The following is a 15,518-nucleotide window of genomic DNA, read 5'->3' on the forward strand; positions in this document are numbered from 1 at the left end:
TCTCTATATGATTGAGATGTCCCCGCTATCTGTATATAGGGGAGCGAGGACAGCACTCAAACAAAAACGTTTTTTATGATCGTTAAGATGCTCCTAACCGCGAGCTTCATCAGTCATTCCCAATTATTCAATTATTAAAATCTCAAATCTCAAATCATATGACTCCCCAAACTTTGACAGTTTTGTCTAAACTGCCACTGATAATTGTTTCGCCATCGCTGCTAAAAGCAACACAAGTAACAGAGTTTTGATGTCCGGTGAGAGTGTGAATGTGTTCGCCCGTGCTGGCATTCCAAAATTTGATATTACCATCTGCACTAGCGCTGACAACAGTGCCTCCGTCGGGACTGAAGGCGATCGCATTTATCGAATTAAAATGCCCTTGCAGAGCGATCGAACGATCAGGATTAGATAGCTGGCGCAGTTGAATGTTTCTGTCCCAGCCGCCCTCCGCCAGAGTCTGCCCGTCTGGACCCAAAGCCAGACAATTCGCATAGCCTTTAATTGTTTGGGAGCATTCTCGGCGGCGGAGGTTCCACAGTTTAATCGTACCGTCAGAACTGCTACTAGCCAGAGTTTGTGCGAGACTAAAAGCAAGACTCGTAATTCCTTGTTTGTGGGCTCCCCAAGTTAAATGACTCCCCAAAGTACAGATTAACTTTCCAGTTTCTAAATTCCAAATTTTGATAGTAGTATCTTCCGAAGCACTGGCGACAAATTGACCGTCAGGACTGATGACAATTGCTGTAATATCCGCTTCGTGTCCGAGGCCAGTATAGCGCAATTCTCCTCCGTGCCAAATTTCGATCGCGCGGTGTTTCGCAGTATTTCTACTCCTTACAAAAAGTTCAGTTTCTTGGCCAAGTACAAAAGTTTCTTTAGCGCGAGGATACTTGTCAACAGTATAAAGTATTTCTCCTGCCTCTAAATCGCAAATTCTAATTATTTTGCCGTGTAAACTTGCAGTGCGAACTCCTCCGGGACTAATCGCCACATTTGTCCCAGTTTTCACAGTGCGGATGCAGTCAAAAAGCTGGTAAGGGACGAATTCTTTTAAAGCTTGGCGGACAAAAGGTTCCGTCCTTTGCCGCAAAATTGCGTAAGCAACTCGCTGCACTTCAAGCGTCCGGTCAAGCAGCGCCTCAATTGCTAAATTTAAACCAGCACCTCCGTATTTAGGAGCATCTTTAACGGCGGCAATGCGCTGCTCGATACTAGGACTGTGCCAGCGCTGCTTGAGACCGGCGATGCCTCCCAAAACAGCGGCGGAACTCGGGATTTGACTTTTGCCACCGAGGACGGCATCATATTCTCTGGGTTGGTTAGAATTGTCTGTCATCATACTATTTTCCATTTTTGCTTTGAAATCTTTAAATTGTATAATGCGGAAATAATTATTTCCTAATGGTTTGTGTGGGTGGCTTAAAGTGGCTTTTCTTGCAACTAAGCTATTAAGTGAAACTTTTAAGTTTTGTAATTACATAACGCTGCATACCAAAGCGCTATTCAACCGGATTGATGTGCAGGTGCAAGTCTGCAAAGCCTTATACTTATTCTAAAAATTTGGTGGGACAGCACAAGTCCTAATTTATTGACGGTAGCTGTTTATGCTATTATAATGAAATCAGCGTTTCATACAAAAATCTGAAAGTGATATGTCACACTTCACAACGATCGAGGTTCAAATCAAAAACGGCGAACTGCTGCATCAAGTGTTGGAAGAGCTGGGTTATAACGTAGAGTCGAATGTGCAGGTGCGGGGTTATCGGGGCGACAAAACAAATGCCGAGTACGTGATTAGGCAATCCAACGGTTACGATTTGGGTTTTCGTCGAAATGGAGATCGTTACGAATTGGTGGCGGATTTTTGGGGCGCTAGAATTAACCAGCAGGAATTTGTCAGTTCAATTAGTCAGAGATACGCGCGTCACCAATTGATGGCGGCGGTGCAGTCGGAGGGTTTTCATGTTGAAGAAGAGGAAACTTTGGCAGATGGAACGGTGAGGGTTGTTGTGGGTAGATGGGTCTAAGGCTCGGGCTTGACTAACTCGTTTTTATCTACAAAATAGGTGGGTACAAATAAATATGAGATCGGTCAGGTCGATCGAGTACACACTCTCGTCGTCGCCCGGTTTCTTTGCAGTTATCGTTTGTAAACTGAATTCTGTTCGAGAAACCGTGCCTGTACTACATTTACATGGAATAGGCTGTAAATGCTGGCGCGCAGAGACGGGCGATCGACCAAAACCAGATCGATCGAAAGCCACCGCGCAGCAACAGTAAAATCCGGATTCTTGCGGCAAGTCTTCAGCGTTAGCGCCTCAAGTTTCTGAAACGATGCCAAGAGTGCCCGTCAAACCCTCGAACGATGTAAGTGTATTTACCGATAATCCTCTATCGCTGTTCTCCAATTCCCTACCAACAGCGTAAAATAATGTAACAGATTACACAAATCTATAGATAGATTTTTACGATTTTCGGAAAACACGCGATTGCAAGGTATATGATGGTAAAAAGTTTAAAGCAAAGTTCCGTAAGTTCCGCAAAAGCTTCGATCGTATAAGATTGATTCAAAAACAAAATCGTTAGCAGACAATGCTAGTGCGATCGGGTTTTTCCCGTCGGGTGCGGTTAAACTATGACAAATTAGCAATTACCCGCTACCAATTAATAGCAACTTAAGTTATCAATCAATACAAAAATTAACAGGGGTTTCATCTATGTTGGCTGTGCGTGAGACTAGCTCGGAGTTATCAGTATTGCATATACCTGAGATTTGTACTTGGAATATATCGTTAGAATCAACTCTCCTAGACCTGCCTCTTTACAACTGCCAAGTTGAATTAACTCAACAGGCAAAAGAAGTAGCCCAGGCTTTTGAAGGAAATTCCATGCTTCCAGGCGTCATTTTGACCGATCGGGGTAATTTTGTCGGCATCATATCCAGGCGTCATTTTTTTGAAAAAGTTAACCGCCGCTACGGGTTAGAAATGTTTTTCAAGCGACCGATAGAGGTATTGTACAGGTTTTCCAAGCAAGAGTTACTGGTGATTCCCGGCAGTAAATTAATAGTAGAAGCAGCCCAGGAATCTCTTTACAGGTCAGCAGAATTAGTTCACGAACCCGTAGTAGTGGAAGTAGCACCCCAGACATACAAACTCTTAGACGTACACCAACTAATGGTTGCTCAGTCCAGAATTCACCAAATTACAAACAAGCTGCTCCAACAACAAACACAATCCAAACTCATCCAAACAGAAAAAATGGCTAGTTTGGGGAGGATAGTCGCAGAAGTAGCCCACGAAATTAGAAATCCGCTGAACTGTATTTGGGGTAATTTGACTTTTATGCTGTCCTATTTTGAAAACTTGTTGCAGCTAATGTCAGCCTATGAAGAAGAATATTCCGAACCGTGTCCCCGAATTGATGCCCTCAAAGAAGAAATTGAATTTGATTTTTTACAAGAAGATTTACCCGTCACCTTAGAAGGGATGGAGTTGGGAGCTTCGCAATTGCTAAAAATAGTTAACGGGCTGCACCACTTCTCTCACATGGACGAGACCAAGCCAGTGGAGACAGACATTCACGAATGCCTGGAAATGACCCTGTTAATTCTAAAAAATCGCTTTAAAAATAACATACAAGTCGTAAAAAATTACGGCGAACTGCCCCTAGTTAGCGGCTACTCCGGTCAGTTGAGTCAGGTGTTTTTGAATTTGTTAGTTAACGCTCTAGACTCCCTGATAGAGCACGCAGCAGATAGAGAAATACAGACCCAGTGCCAGGACAACTGGCAGCCTCAAATCGAAATTACCACTACAGTCAGAGAAACCGAACACGGCAAGCGGGCAGCAATTGAGATTGCCGATAACGGGCCCGGCATTCCCCCAGAAAATCAGCAGCAAATATTTGACACCTTTTTTACGACAAAACCAGCAGGTAAAGGCACTGGTATGGGGCTGGCTATCTGCCATCAAATCGTCACAGAAAAGCACGGCGGCGAACTTTCATTGCGATCCAAACCTGGCCAGAACACCAAATTTGAAATTCTGCTGCCAATAGCTGGCAAAACATGATTAACTCAAGAACATTTTCCAGGTTCGCTCCTGCGGTAAAATGGTAAGCTAGCTTAGTAGCAGGGTTTCATTTCATTTGGATGAGCGGGCGTTTCGGCAACTAAAAGTTCCAGTGGCAAATAAATTCAGTTCCAAACTACAAAGCCCTTCACTCTCCGAAGGCAGCCATCAAGACCTTTCCTTAGAATCAACCCTCTGGGATTTGCCCCTGTATGAATTTCAGGTAAAATCGACTTGCTTGGCCGCATCTGCAGCCGAAATCTTTGAACAGCATCCCCTAGTGCCGGGAGTCGTCTTGCTCGAAGCAGGAGAGTTTGCTGGCATGATATCCCGCAGACAACTGCTGGAATATTTGCTCAAACCCCAAGGCCCAGAGCTATTTTTGCACCTGCCCCTAAAAGTTCTCTACAGTTACGCTCGCGTCGAAACATTGTTGCTCCCAGAAAGTACAACTATTTTGACAGCAGCTCCGCAAGCTCTGCGCCGATCGCCCGAATTGCAGTCAGAACCAATCGTCGTCCAAATAGACTCCCAATCTTACCGCCTCTTAGACTCTCACGCACTAAACATCGCCTACTGGCAAATTCGCGGCATAGAAACTCAAGTCCGCTACGAAAGAGCCCAAACAGAAATGATTCAAAGCGAAAAAATGGCAAGTTTAGGCCGTTTAGTCAACGGAGTCGCCCACGAAATTTTAGATCCAGTGGGCTTTATTTGGGGGAATTTAACCTACGTCAGCGACTACAGCAAAAACTTAATGGATTTGCTCTCAGTTTACGACGCGCACTGTACCGAACCACCGCCGGAAATAGCACGGATCAAAGAAAAGATAGACTACGACTTTTTGCAAAGCGATTTCCTCCGAACTGTTGCCAGCATCAAAGCAGGAGCCGAACGTTTGAGCAAGTTGGCAACCAGTTTGCAAAACTTCTGCCACATCGACGATATTTATCCGAAACCCACAGACTTGCACGCCAACATAGACAGCATACTCTCGCTGCTCAAAAGTCGTTTGACCAGAGAAATCAAAGTAGTGAAAAACTACGGCTACCTGCCACCGGTGTCGTGCTATGCAGGACAGCTAAACCAAGTATTTATGAATATCTTGACCAATGCTATTCATACATTAATCAACGAAGCAGTCGGTCAAGAATTGGCGAAAGAGTTCAATGGGGGAGGAATCAAAGACTTCGATCGCCAGCCTCAAATTGAGATTACAACTAAAGTGTGCTGTCCCGAACCCGCGATCGACTTGGACAAACTTCACGAGCGCTGGGTTTCAATTTGCATAGCAGATAACGGGCCGGGAATGCCACCTAGCAAGTACAAAAAAATCATAGAATCATTTTCTACTGAAAAACGCGCCCTCAAAGAAACGAGTTTAGCAGTTAGCTATCAAATCGTGACGGGCAAACACGGCGGTGCATTCAGAATGCGATCGCAATTAGGCCGCGGCACCGAATTTGAAATTTTGTTACCATTAGCTTAAAGAAGTCATTGGTTATTGGTTATTTGTTATTTGTTATTGGTTATTTGTTATTTGTTATTTGTTATTGGTTATTTGTTATTGGTTATTTGTTATTTGTTATTGGTTATTTGTTATTGGTTATTGGTTATTTGTTATTTGTTATTTGTTATTTGTTGCTGTTAAAAAATAACAACAGTCAACAGTCAACAGTCAACAGTCAACAGCTAACAGTCAACAGTCAACAGCCAACAATCAACAGTCAACAGTCAACAGTCAACAGTCAACAGCCAACAGCCAACAGTCAACAGTCAACCATTATCCAATTGATTGCCGCACATTTTACAGAATTTAGCATTAGCATCGTGTACAGACAAACCGCAACCCGTACAAACAGTTTCTACTTGACTAGCCGTTTTAACTAATTGTTTAATCAAATCCCCCAATTGCCAAGGAATCAGGGCAATTCCAGTCAAAATCATCAAAATAGTCAAAAAACGGCCAGATTCCGAAATAGGAGTAACATCGCCAAATCCCACCGTCGTCATAGTGACAACCGAGAAATAAACAGCATCCAAAAAAGTCCCAAAAGCGGCGGCATTTTCGGGATTTTCGACTTGATAAATTAAACCCGAATAAACAAAAATTATCGCCAGCAAAGTAAACAATATTCGGGCAAAAATCGCCCCATCTTGGCTGCTGATGCGGAAAACAGAAATTTTTAATTCCAGAAATCGGATGAGTCGGAGAATTCTAAACCAGCGAAAAATCCGAATAAAACTGATATTGACAAATCCAAGTAAAAATGGTATAATCGCCAGCAAATCAATAATTGAAAAAAAGCTAAAAATAAATTTGACTCGATTTTCGGCACACCACAGCCGCAGTAAATACTCAACTACAAAAATAACTAAAAGGGCCGTATCGAGAGTTTCCAATTTAATTCTAACAGCTTCCGCAAGCGGGTAAGTTTCGGCGATGAAGCTGGCGGAAGATAGGAGAATGAGCCCGGTAAGAGTTAAATTGACGCTTCTACCAATTGGGGTTTCGATGTCTTCGAGATAAAATCGAATTTGCGATCTGGTTAACATAGATGAAATAATTAATACAATTAGGACTTACGCGACTGGCACTATTAGTAAGGTGCGTCAGAATCAAAATCTTCGATCGTCTCTCAAGAACTTTGTCTGACGCACCCTACAAGTCGATCGCACTATTGGTAAGGTGCGTCAGAATCAAAATCTTCGATCGTCTCTCAAGAACTTTGTCTGACGCACCCTACAAGTCGATCGCACTATTGGTAAGGTGCGTCAGAATCAAAATCTTCGATCGTCTCTCAAGAACTTTGTCTGACGCACCCTACAAGTCGATCGCACTTTGTGACGCTAGGTTTGAGTTTTGACTATTTCTGAGGTAAGGGAATTATCGCACATGAGTATCGAATTAACTAAGGGTGAAAGGTTCAACGTTTCTCAGGAAGTTCCTAATTTCTCAAAATTGGCGATCGCCCTGGGGTGGCAAGTCAGCCAGACAGCACAAAACTGCGACATTGACGCATCTGTGTTTATGTTAGGGGCGGACGGTCGCATTCCCGATGAAAAGTATTTTATATTTTACAACAATCTGACCTCGCCGGACGGTGCGGCGCGACATTCAGGTAACAGCAGGAATGGACAAGTTGAGGGAGATGATGAGACGGTTTATCTGGATTTGAGTAAAATCAATTCGGCAATTCAGGAAATTGTATTTGTTGTGACTCTTCACGAGGGACAGGAAAAAAATCAAAGTTTTAGTCAAGTTACAAATGCTTTTATCCGGCTTTACAATTCGGAAACTGGAAATGAATTGGTTCGGTACAATTTAAATCAGATATTTTCTCAAGAAACGGCTTTAGAATTTGGACGTTTGTACAGGAAGAATGGCGAATGGAGGTTTCAGGCTGTAGGACAGGGATATAATGCTGGGTTGCAAAGTTTTGTGGACAAGTATTATGTTGAGAATGCGGTTGAGAAAAGCTCGAGTGCTGCTGACAAGGTTGATGATGCTGAGGTTTTGAGGCAATTTAGCGATCGGGTGGACAACCAATTGCGGGAAAAATCAGCGGGAGAGTCTGTTGCTAATCCTGTGAAGGCGGATCACTTGGAAGTTGAGGAAGATGTGGATGATTCTGTTCCAGAAAGTCAGGAACTAGCTATCACTGCTGAGGAATTTTGCCGGCGATATAACGAGGGAGAACGAGATTTTACAGGAATTAACTTAGCCGGAGTGGATTTGAGCGGAAAAACCCTGCATTATGTCAATCTGAGTAAGGCTAATCTAAGCCGTGCAGAACTTTCTGAAGCAAACTTATTTGGCGCTAACCTGAGTGAGGCAAATTTATGTCATGCCAACTTTCACAAAACCAATCTCAGCTCAGCCAACTTATGGAAAACACAATTGATAAATGCAAATTTAAGTGAAGTAAATCTGCATTCTGCAAACCTAAGTGAATCTAATCTGAGTGGCGTAAATCTCAGTATTGTTCATTTGTTATTGGGGACAAAATTCGACAGGGCAAACCTCAGTAAAGCAAACTTAACGGGGTTAAATTTGAGAAAATCACAATGGATAAATGCTGATTTGAGTAATGCAAACCTAAGTAATACCAACCTATTCGAGGCTAACCTTGAAGGGGCAAACCTTGAAGGAGCAAAACTTGAACAAGCGCTGTGCAACGCACAGACTATCTTCCCCAGAGGATTTGACCCTGTTAAAGCAGGTGCTTACTTAATCGTTGCTGATGCTTCACTTTCCAACCTAAACCTAGCTGGTGTTGACTTGAATTGTTTCAACCTGAGTGAAGCTAACTTGAGCGGTGCAAACTTAACCAAAGCAAATTTGGAGGCCGCAAAACTACTTCAGGCGAATCTGAGTGAAGCAAATTTGAGTGAAGCAAATCTCAATAATGCTGACCTAACTACAGCAAACCTAAGTGAAGCTAACTTGAGTAAAGCAAACCTTCGAGGTGCGAAACTAGCTGTGGCAAACTTGAGCGGAGCAAACCTGAAACAGGCAAATTTAGAGTACGCTAACCTAGTTGCGGCCGACCTCAGCAACGCTAATTTGAAAGATACAAAATTAGCCCGTGCCAACTTCAGCGATGCTAATCTGACTGGCGTAAATCTGGTGGGAGTAGCGCTTGACTCAGTAGATTTGAGTAGGGCCAACTTGACTGAAGTTAATCTCTGCGGCTCAAGTTTAGTGTACGCAAATTTGAGTGGGGCAACACTTACATCAGCCGATTTGCGCGGTGCAAATTTGAATTGTACAAATCTCGAAAAAGCCAACTTAAAGGGAGCAAACCTAAGTGGGGTGGCAAATCTGGAAACGGCAAAACTTGCAGGCGCAATTATGCCAGACGGCACAACTCACGAATGAATTAATGTTTGTATTCACGAATTGAGTCCTTAGAAATGGAAGGACTAGGGCGTGTTTTATTAACCCGGAGATCCCCCCTAGCCCCCCTTAAAAAGGGGGGGACAAGAGCATTCTCAAAGTCAACCCCTACTCCCCTTCTTAAGGGGGATTTAGGGGGATCGAGACTTCGATACAAGTGACATTTATTATGGGTTTCAGCCTTAAGTTGACACCAATGGTGGGGTGTGCCAGCCTAGAAATAGAGTATAATTAGTGTGAAATGTCAAATACATAGATTTTCGATGAATGAATCTGACACGGAAATTATAGAATCTACCCTCAGATGGATGAAGGAGTTTGTCGAGTTACCGCATCCAGTTTTCAGCGATTTACCGATTTGTCCCTTCGCTAAAAAAGCACGGTTGGCCAATCAAATTTTATTCAAAATCGAGCGGTTTTCAGCGCTGACTGAGTTTGAGGCAGATTCTACTATCATGAAATCGATTCATGAATTTGCTAATTCCGAATTTGAAATAATGTTAGTAATTAATCCCGATAAAACTGCGATTAGTGCACCGCAAACTAAAGAATTGATGGACAAATTAAACACTCAGATTTCTGAGTTGGGCTTGCTAGCTTTTCACACTCATCCCGAAGAAGATTTTAATATTGACGGGCTTTATACTAGGAGGATGCCGTATCCCGGCTTCACGGTTCAAGTAAATTCTAAGCTGAAGCCGGCTTCCGATGTTTTAGAGAAAACTGAATATTACAAAAATTGGACGGCACAACAATTAAAAGATTTCGGGATTCCGAGAAATTGACGATCGCCCTTCGCCCCCTTTCTCCCTCACTTCCTCACGCGCACGAAAGCCCCTTCGCGGTTCAATCCTCCCGATCCCAGTTCCCCGCGCATCTCTGACCCCTTACAATAAGTTCAGGAAAAAATCTTTACACATAAAAACTCATGCAGCTCAAGTCCACAACCCGCCATATTCGCATATACACCGCCATTCTCGAAGACAACGAACTCGTACCCAGCAACGACCTTTTGACACTGGACATTGACCCGGACAACGAACTCAACTGGAACGACGAGTCAGTCAAACAGGTATATGCCAAATTCGACCAACTCGTAGACGCTTATGAGGGCGAAGACTTGACAGAGTACAACCTCCGCCGCATCGGTTCGGAATTGGAGCATTTGGTGCGATCGTTCTTGCAAAAAGGCCAAATCAGCTACAACCTCAACAGCCGCGCTGTCAATTACAGCATGGGACTTCCCCGAGTTGACGCGAAAATTCACTTGTAACCAGATTTCGGGAGAGGGGATTCGGGGAGAAGGCTAGAGGGGATTCTCCCAGAGGGAACAAAATCCCGGCTATTCCCTCTTGTTTCTACCCTCGAACCTCCACATTGAGGCGTTAAATTCTTTAAATCCCAGGACTTACCGAACATTTTGGGTAAAAAACCAAGGTGACGGGTACTTGTGCGTCCAAGACTAAATCTGCTCAATTCCCTATCTGGCGAGTAAGACGAACTTGCTTCAATTTTTTTCCTCGCTCCCATTCGTTTCTGGGTCTTTCCCAGTATCGTTGGGATCGATCGCACAATTTGGGGATCGATCCAAAAACTGCTTTACCGCAACTTGGCGGTTAGCCATAAACTGACCCCACGCGCCAGGAAACATCTTATCTAAGGTTTCCACCAGCGCCCAAACTTCAAGATTCATCACTTTGTAATAGTAACTGTGAGAACGCTGAATCCTAATCAGCATTTCGTCTACCTCAAATGGAGGTAGCAGCTTCGGATCGGGCAAATTCTCGCCAAAGGCGCTGGACTCATGTAGGGGCATGGTTAAAAACTCAACAGCTTGCACGACGGCCCGGTCATTCGATTTGAGATTTGAGATTTGAGATTTGAGATTGACTCGACAGATGAATCTGGGGGGCTGGTATCCGTTTTTGGGTGAGGTTAAATTTAACTTGACCAGCCAAACTCCGAAGGCACGTATCGCCCGATCGACACAACCGAAAATTGTTGTTTATTTATACCTAAAGCTCAGGTGATTTGTACGTATCTGCATCGTAACATCAGAGTTCGTCTAAAATCTCAATTTGCTTCACGGCGGAGATTGCTTCGTCGGTTGGTACTCCCAGGAATATCCTGAAAACAGCTTGTTTTCCAGCCTCCTGACTTCGGCCGCGCCCCGAAAGCCGTCGCACCCCGAAAGCCGATCGCCAGATTTATTCGGGGTCAACAAAATGATAGACTGTTTGTGTCAGTACAAGACATTAAAACCTACTACTCAACTGGGGGAAAGTCAAGTCGCAAACATTGTCACAAAATGTCACCGCGCACTACCAAAGTGCAAAGGTGGCGACCCTGGAAACCCGAAAAATCAAGATATTAGGACTGCTGAGTCTTAAGAATCCCCCTCTGCACAAAAAGCGGGGGTGTCATATAATCGCCACATATCAACCCATTGAGGTTCAAGCGCTAAAATAGTTCAGATCACCACTGGGCCCAAAGGCGTCAGGAACCCTTATGCAAAACTCTGTGCCAAAACACTACTTGTGGGCTATAGGTGAAGGGATCAAAGCGTGCAAACCAGGCGATCGGATCGCGGGTCGCTATTTGGTCAAACACGATCGGCTTCTTGTCGATACTCAACCCGAAGACTTGCCGGAACTGCCCGAAGAGATTCCAAGTGCGATCGTTCCTTACTTGAGACTGTTTGCCTATCAGTTGCACGTACCTCAAGTATACGGGCTGGTATCGTCCCAGAGGAGCAAACTCTCTGGAGATATCTGGCTGCTGGAAAACGCGCCTATTTTCAAGGTAACGGAATCTTTAATGCCGGAATTGGCGGAGTCCTGGAAAGGAGCCTCCGCGATGCGACAGCTAAATTGGCTGTGGCAAATTGCCCAGTTGTGGCAGCCTTGTATCGCTCAGGGCGTGGCTTCGACCCTGCTGACTCCAGAACTGCTGCGGGTGTCAGGACAATTAGTCCAGTTTCTGGAATTGCAGCCCGATCGCAAACCGCCTAGTTTGTCGCAGTTGGGCAAATTGTGGCAGCAGTGGATCGACGACGCTCACCCGACGTGCGCCAATTTTTTGAGGCAACTTTGCCAGCAAATGGTCGCAGGTCAAGTGCGCCACGGCGAACAACTGATGGGCCAGTTGGATAAAGCTCTGGCAAAATGCGGCCGCTCTTACGAGCGTCACATTGAAATTGCCACCGGCACCGATGTCGGTAGAGCGCGGGCTCACAACGAAGACGCTTGCTATCCGCCCAGCGGTACCGTATTCACCGGCTCCCCGGGCTCGTCGGCTTGCGCGATCGTCTGCGACGGCATCGGCGGACAAGACGGCGGCGAAGTCGCTTCGGAATTGGCGATTGGCGTGCTTCAAGAAAAGTTGCAGCAAATGCCCCTGCATCAAGCTAATTGGGACCCGCTGAGCCTGACTTCCAAGCTCGAACGGGCCGCTTGTGCTGCTAACGACAAAATAGCCAGTCGCAACGACAGCGAACACCGCCAAGGTCGCCAGCGGATGGGAACTACCTTAGTTATGGGTTTAGCTCACATTCACGAACTCTACGTCGCCCACGTCGGAGACAGTCGGGCTTACTGGATTACCCGCACCGGCTGCTATCAAGTTACTCTTGATGACGATGTAGCTTGTCGCGAGGTGCGTTTGGGTTACTCGCTATACCGGGATGCTTTGGAACAAGTCGCCGCCGGCGCTCTGATTCAAGCTTTGGGCATTACTTCCTCGAACACCCTGCACCCAACCGTGCAGCGCTTTCCGGTGGATGAGGATTGCGTTTTGCTGCTGTGTTCCGACGGTTTGAGCGATAAAGACCGAGTTGAGGAATGTTGGGAAGCGGAAATTTTGCCAATTCTCGACGGTAGCATTGGTGTGGGGAAGGCGCGCGATCGACTCATCGAGATTGCTAATACTAAAAACGGTCACGATAACGTCACTGTGGCTTTGATTCACTGTCAAGCACATTTGAGAGAAAATGGCAATACTTTGACAGAATTGTCTGTCGCACCAATAGATACGCCGATCGAACTAATTGCCGACAGCGAAGATATGCCCACCGATTTGACCGACAGCACAGCTATTGTCGATGCGAATTCTCAACTAAAAACGCAGTTGCTACAGCCGCCGGACAAAGGTAAAAATCTATTTTCACTGTTGGTAAAAATAGTTTTTTTGTTAGGTTTGGGAGGTGTATTTGCTTATTTTTTCATTCCTCCGGTGGGTCGGGCGATCGATACTGCCGGGGAATCGATTTTCGGTAAACGCGGTTTGATTAATGCTGGAAGCGAGCCGGAGAAAACAGTTGAATCTATACCTTCTCCGGTCAATTATTTAGAAAAAGGCTCGTTTATAGAAATCAAAAATTCTGCAGCTGAGGAATTGGGAAATAAGGGCAATAGCTTGGATTTGCGAGCCGCAATCGGTGAGTTGACCGTCAAAGGAACAGTCCCTGCCGGCAGCGTTTTGCAGGTGACAAACAAACAGCTTACGCCTCAAGGCAATTGGCTGGAATTGAAAGTTTGTTCGCTTCCTGAAATAGTGTCAAACCCTCCCAAACCCAAGTCAAATAAAGATTTTTCGGCTGTTTCGCAACCCGAGATCCGTCCATCTCCCGCTGCTATGGCAAGTCCCTCGCCTTCCCCCGAGATCAAGCCAACAGTTGCAGTAGAAATCGCCAAGCTGCAAGCGGGAGAAATCGGATGGATTCAAGAACAAGATGCCCTTTCTAAAGTAGCAAATAACCCGACTCCCAACCCCGCTCGACAGGGGAAATGCGCTGTTGGTCATGACTCAAATCCCAATCCTAATTAATTATCGTCAGTCATCGGTCATTAGTATTTTATTATACCAAGTTAGGTTAGTTACTGGCGATCGAGAGTGTTTATACGCAGGACTTGCATTCGGAACGATCGAACTTTTGAACCAACATTTTGCACCCCAACTTTTGCCGACTCTTAAGGAAGCAGGAGGAAAACAGCAGGTTTGCTAGAGAAAATCCCCATAAATAAACTCAATCAAAGGATTTGGCGGACAGAGAACAAACGATCCGAACTCTCAACTCGATCGAAAGTTTATTGAAAAAAATCCGTTCGACCTGAATATTGCAAGCTGTGCAGAAGCGTTATGCCCCGCCGAGAAAAATCGTTTCGGGATCGCGCCTTATTTTTGAGTCAGAAACAGCGCTAATTCTGAAATTTCACCAGCGCGCTGCCACTCGGCTTCCCCCCGGCGCACTTTAGTACGATCGCTAATTTTCTGCACATCTGGCAATTGGTCTTTGGTATAAGGCCCCTCAGCTTTACCGCTGCGGAATACATACCATTGAGGCTGTTCTGACTTTGGCTTTTGAGTTGGTGACTTTGGCTTTTGAGTTGGTGACTTTGGCTTTTGAGTTGGTGACTTTGGCTTTTGAGTTGGTGATTGTGACTTTTGAGTTGGTGACTGTGACTTTTGAGTTGGTGATTGTGACTTTCTTACAGGTCTCATCCGAGTATTGCCCAACTCTGCCGACATCTGATTGAGTTCGACTTCAACCGGATCGGCAGCCGGTAAATGAGAATTGGACGATCGCCTTTTGTCTGAAGTTTTAGTTGAGGACTGGCTGCTAGCAATTGCTACTTCGCTCCGCCACCCCCAGAAATGCCACAGCGCCACCCAAACTAGCGCCGTTGCAGATCCTAACATCTCTTCTTCTGTCTCTAACCATTCTGAGTGTTCTCCAAACCAAAAATAACCGATCGCGCTGAATCCGAGCGCTATCAAATAGAAATAAATTAAATAAGTCCCGTCATTAGCCGCTAAATGCCAACTGGTTGAGTGCCGCACAAAAGATTGGCTAATTGCTGTTTTGTTGTGTTTCCAGGCTTTTCTGGCTTGAATCCGGCTGTAACCGGGGGAACCAACAGGCCACCATGTCCCAGCCCAATTAACCAAATGTGCAGACCAATATTGCAAGGCTGCATATCCCACAATCCCGCTCAGCAACACGCAAACAACTAACACAAATATTGTCAGCGGCATTAGCTGTCTCGGCACCATTGTGGCAGTGACAATAGTTAGAATAAAAAACGGCGTGCCTGTTGCTGCTGGCACCAATAAAATTTGCAAAGTTTTGAGCAAGTCTGCATATAAAATCCAGAAGAATTTGAGCAGAATTTTAAACAGCTTTGCAACACGGAAGTGATACAAATAAGCAGAAGATATAGCAGTTCCTAAAATTAAAGCAACGAGCGCCCCCGAAGATCCGCGCATCGGCAGCATCAAAAGTGCGATCGCCGGAATTCCCATAACGATCGCGGCAGGTAGCGTCAGAAATGCGATGATACCTTCTCTCCAATGCAGCCAAGCCGATACAGTCGGGGGCGGCTGGTTGTGGCGGCGGATTTCCACCCACTCGGTAACTTTAGTTAGGGCTTGCTGAATATATCGGTCGCACTTGACGTGGCATGGGTTAAGAACTGGTGCGATGCAAGTCAGGTGCAAAAAAAACAGGTAAAATAGAGCAAAACCCGTGCATCACCATCTGCGAT

Annotated in this window: 14 protein-coding genes; 8 read left to right on the top strand and 6 right to left on the bottom strand. The window is 45.2% G+C overall.

Translation table 11 applies throughout. The features are described 5' to 3' along the window. Positions 1–154: 154 nt before the first annotated feature. A complete protein-coding gene (locus IQ270_RS21005; RefSeq protein ID WP_228056558.1) occupies positions 155–1,354 on the bottom strand; it encodes a WD40 repeat domain-containing protein in 1,200 nt (399 codons plus the stop codon). A gap of 301 nt (positions 1,355–1,655) precedes the next feature. Here IQ270_RS21005 and IQ270_RS21010 point away from each other — a divergent pair, with 301 nt between their 5' ends. Continuing rightward, positions 1,656–2,030 (top strand): DUF1257 domain-containing protein, encoded by a 375-nt coding sequence (locus IQ270_RS21010; protein ID WP_193975156.1) that lies wholly within the window; start codon positions 1,656–1,658, stop codon positions 2,028–2,030. A gap of 113 nt (positions 2,031–2,143) precedes the next feature. Here IQ270_RS21010 and IQ270_RS21015 read toward each other — a convergent pair whose 3' ends face one another. Next, positions 2,144–2,344 carry a hypothetical protein gene (locus IQ270_RS21015; protein WP_193975157.1) on the bottom strand — a complete coding sequence of 67 codons (201 nt, stop codon included), beginning with the start codon at positions 2,342–2,344 and terminating at the stop codon, positions 2,144–2,146. Positions 2,345–2,720: 376 nt separating this feature from the next. On the opposite strand from IQ270_RS21015, the gene IQ270_RS21020 reads away from it, so the two are divergent. Together IQ270_RS21020 and IQ270_RS21025 are read left to right on the top strand one after the other, a co-directional pair. Beyond that, positions 2,721–4,076, top strand: coding sequence for an ATP-binding protein (locus tag IQ270_RS21020; RefSeq protein ID WP_193975158.1), 1,356 nt, complete (start codon positions 2,721–2,723; stop codon positions 4,074–4,076). A 112-nt stretch (positions 4,077–4,188) separates the two neighbouring features. Continuing rightward, positions 4,189–5,565 (top strand): ATP-binding protein, encoded by a 1,377-nt coding sequence (locus tag IQ270_RS21025; protein WP_193975159.1) that lies wholly within the window; start codon positions 4,189–4,191, stop codon positions 5,563–5,565. A gap of 287 nt (positions 5,566–5,852) precedes the next feature. Here IQ270_RS21025 and IQ270_RS21030 read toward each other — a convergent pair whose 3' ends face one another. After that, positions 5,853–6,632 carry an ion transporter gene (locus IQ270_RS21030; RefSeq protein ID WP_193975160.1) on the bottom strand — a complete coding sequence of 260 codons (780 nt, stop codon included), beginning with the start codon at positions 6,630–6,632 and terminating at the stop codon, positions 5,853–5,855. A 92-nt stretch (positions 6,633–6,724) separates the two neighbouring features. On the opposite strand from IQ270_RS21030, the gene IQ270_RS21035 reads away from it, so the two are divergent. From IQ270_RS21035 to IQ270_RS21050, 4 genes are all read left to right on the top strand, one after another. After that, positions 6,725–6,943, top strand: coding sequence for a hypothetical protein (locus IQ270_RS21035; protein ID WP_193975161.1), 219 nt, complete (start codon positions 6,725–6,727; stop codon positions 6,941–6,943). Positions 6,944–6,972: 29 nt separating this feature from the next. Then, positions 6,973–8,958, top strand: a complete 1,986-nt coding sequence (locus tag IQ270_RS21040) for a pentapeptide repeat-containing protein (protein ID WP_193975162.1) — start codon at positions 6,973–6,975, stop codon at positions 8,956–8,958. Between the two features lie 281 nt (positions 8,959–9,239). Then, positions 9,240–9,761 (top strand): hypothetical protein, encoded by a 522-nt coding sequence (locus IQ270_RS21045; RefSeq protein WP_193975163.1) that lies wholly within the window; start codon positions 9,240–9,242, stop codon positions 9,759–9,761. Positions 9,762–9,904: 143 nt separating this feature from the next. Further along, positions 9,905–10,249, top strand: coding sequence for an NAD(P)H-quinone oxidoreductase subunit M (locus IQ270_RS21050; RefSeq protein ID WP_193975164.1), 345 nt, complete (start codon positions 9,905–9,907; stop codon positions 10,247–10,249). Positions 10,250–10,483: 234 nt separating this feature from the next. Here IQ270_RS21050 and IQ270_RS21055 read toward each other — a convergent pair whose 3' ends face one another. Together IQ270_RS21055 and IQ270_RS21060 are read right to left on the bottom strand one after the other, a co-directional pair. Continuing rightward, positions 10,484–10,792: a hypothetical protein gene (locus IQ270_RS21055; protein ID WP_228056560.1), complete on the bottom strand. Its 309-nt coding sequence runs from the start codon at positions 10,790–10,792 to the stop codon at positions 10,484–10,486. A gap of 267 nt (positions 10,793–11,059) precedes the next feature. Continuing rightward, positions 11,060–11,197 (bottom strand): hypothetical protein, encoded by a 138-nt coding sequence (locus IQ270_RS21060; protein WP_193975165.1) that lies wholly within the window; start codon positions 11,195–11,197, stop codon positions 11,060–11,062. A 287-nt stretch (positions 11,198–11,484) separates the two neighbouring features. On the opposite strand from IQ270_RS21060, the gene IQ270_RS21065 reads away from it, so the two are divergent. Then, positions 11,485–13,800 (top strand): protein phosphatase 2C domain-containing protein, encoded by a 2,316-nt coding sequence (locus IQ270_RS21065; RefSeq protein ID WP_193975166.1) that lies wholly within the window; start codon positions 11,485–11,487, stop codon positions 13,798–13,800. A 348-nt stretch (positions 13,801–14,148) separates the two neighbouring features. On the opposite strand, the gene IQ270_RS21070 is transcribed toward IQ270_RS21065, so the two are convergent. Then, the gene (locus tag IQ270_RS21070; protein WP_193975167.1) at positions 14,149–15,471 is read right to left on the bottom strand and encodes a GYF domain-containing protein; all 1,323 of its coding nucleotides are present in this window, start codon (positions 15,469–15,471) and stop codon (positions 14,149–14,151) included. Positions 15,472–15,518: the final 47 nt, after the last annotated feature.

The organism is Microcoleus sp. LEGE 07076, from assembly GCF_015207455.1.
In the GTDB taxonomy this organism is placed as follows: domain Bacteria; phylum Cyanobacteriota; class Cyanobacteriia; order Cyanobacteriales; family Microcoleaceae; genus Microcoleus.

Coding starts and splice junctions, on each gene's coding strand:
- IQ270_RS21030 (WP_193975160.1), bottom strand. CDS start 6,632: ATGTTAACCAGATCGCAAATTCGATTTTATCTCGAAGACATCGAAACC.
- IQ270_RS21010 (WP_193975156.1), top strand. CDS start 1,656: ATGTCACACTTCACAACGATCGAGGTTCAAATCAAAAACGGCGAACTG.
- IQ270_RS21065 (WP_193975166.1), top strand. CDS start 11,485: ATGCAAAACTCTGTGCCAAAACACTACTTGTGGGCTATAGGTGAAGGG.
- IQ270_RS21045 (WP_193975163.1), top strand. CDS start 9,240: ATGAATGAATCTGACACGGAAATTATAGAATCTACCCTCAGATGGATG.
- IQ270_RS21005 (WP_228056558.1), bottom strand. CDS start 1,354: ATGGAAAATAGTATGATGACAGACAATTCTAACCAACCCAGAGAATAT.
- IQ270_RS21040 (WP_193975162.1), top strand. CDS start 6,973: ATGAGTATCGAATTAACTAAGGGTGAAAGGTTCAACGTTTCTCAGGAA.
- IQ270_RS21020 (WP_193975158.1), top strand. CDS start 2,721: ATGTTGGCTGTGCGTGAGACTAGCTCGGAGTTATCAGTATTGCATATA.
- IQ270_RS21050 (WP_193975164.1), top strand. CDS start 9,905: ATGCAGCTCAAGTCCACAACCCGCCATATTCGCATATACACCGCCATT.
- IQ270_RS21055 (WP_228056560.1), bottom strand. CDS start 10,792: ATGCCCCTACATGAGTCCAGCGCCTTTGGCGAGAATTTGCCCGATCCG.